Source organism: Lysinibacillus boronitolerans JCM 21713 = 10a = NBRC 103108 (assembly GCF_000772935.1).
Taxonomy (GTDB): domain Bacteria; phylum Bacillota; class Bacilli; order Bacillales_A; family Planococcaceae; genus Lysinibacillus; species Lysinibacillus boronitolerans.
The window spans coordinates 1-1534 of the sequence record NZ_JPVR01000032.1; the positions used below are offsets into that span (position 1 = coordinate 1).

The window sequence follows — 1534 nt, forward strand, 5'->3', positions numbered from 1 at the left end:
CAGACCAAACCCTATTACCCTCTTCGTCATATGCCTCAACAGGTGTTCCGAGATAATCAGTAATAATACTGTAATGACCTTCACTCGTAATCTTTGCAGAAGGGACGAAGCTATCATTGAATACCCATGTGACTATATTATCCGGTATTTCAGACTTGTTCTGTAACTCAACTTGATTTTCTAGTTCAGCTGAATCATTCTGCGTGGAATACTCATGCAGAATCGTATTGCCATCCATACAAAATGAGTTGCCTTATCCTTTATTAATACAATTATAAAAAAATTGTTTTTTACTTTTTGTATGTTACAAGTATTTTTTTGTTATTTTACCAAAAAGCCAGATATAAGTTTTCAAATAATACAAAAACATATGTAAAGTAAAATCTAATACATTTACTTTACATATGTCTCGTTTAAATCAGTAATAGTACTTTTTCTTAATTTAATATTACTCTTATTTATTAAACTTTTTAATATTTCCGTTCTTCCTCTTCCTCATCTAGTAAGTAATTAAAAAAGTCAGAAAAGTCCTCCCATACATCTGGTTTAGAAATAAAATCCTGCATTTCTAATTTAGTTACTTCTACAGAATCAAGCCACATAATTGATGGTTTTTTTTCAGTATCCATAACAATAATACTTTCAGCTTCTTCAGCAATTACAATAAATCTGTTCGGCAAACCAACTGCTTCTCGGATTCTTATAGTTTCGCTTATAAAATTAGTTGGCTCAGAAAATAGAAAAGAATGGATATCTATCCCACCAACAATACCTCCACTGTAAAAGCCAGATATTTCACGGAAATCACTAGGAAGCTTTATTTGAAGTTCATTTTCAATTTTATCTAAATCCTCTTTAGAAACTCCATCAATATCATATAAAGCTTTATATTTATTTCGTAATTCATTCATATCTTTCATATCTTATTTACCTCCAAAATTCTATTTTTTACATCGTGTTTTAAAATATTCTCTAGTATCAACATTAAATTGAGGTCTATTTATTGGATAAATAGGATGTGGCTTGTTTCTTCCAAATTGGCTATGCAATATATCCTGCCCATATTTTCCTACTCCATGATATCGAGTACTTGCCTCTACTAATGCTCCCCTCGAATCTTGACCTAAGTGATGTAAAGTTACAAAGCTACCATCAGCAAGTTGAGGTGCTAATCCATATTTATTCGCCGCATCTCTATTTGTCATTCCTCTCCCCTTTGCACTACCAAGTGTTCTTACTTTATCCCAGTCGATATCATCCCTTTGATATACATCATATGTTTGTTTAGTACCCTTTGGTCGAGTAGCAGTCCAACTAATTTTTTTCCAATTTATCAACCCAAATGGATCAATATCCATAAGCGGATCTCTAACATACCCATACAACGTTGGGTTATTCCCTGCAAGCCCAATCGGGTCTGGCTGAGTATACATCCCCACATCTGGGTCGTAGTATCGGAATCGGTTATAATACAATCCTATTTCCACATCTTCATACTGCCCTTGATAACGGAATGGAATAAAGTCTTTCTCAC

At 33.3% G+C, this 1534-nt stretch carries 3 protein-coding genes; all 3 read right to left on the minus strand.

Annotation, left to right across the window (positions count from 1 at the left end; translation table 11 throughout):
• Nucleotides 1-238 (minus strand): hypothetical protein (locus CD31_RS23675; RefSeq protein ID WP_036074794.1); only part of this gene is annotated, 238 nt, incomplete at its 3' end.
• A 232-nt stretch (nt 239-470) separates the two neighbouring features.
• Nucleotides 471-920, minus strand: coding sequence for an SMI1/KNR4 family protein (locus CD31_RS00285; protein ID WP_036074795.1), 450 nt, complete (start codon nt 918-920; stop codon nt 471-473).
• Nucleotides 921-941: 21 nt separating this feature from the next.
• Nucleotides 942-1534, minus strand: a 593-nt coding sequence (locus CD31_RS00290) for an RHS repeat-associated core domain-containing protein (RefSeq protein ID WP_036074797.1), incomplete at its 5' end; no start/stop codon positions are given.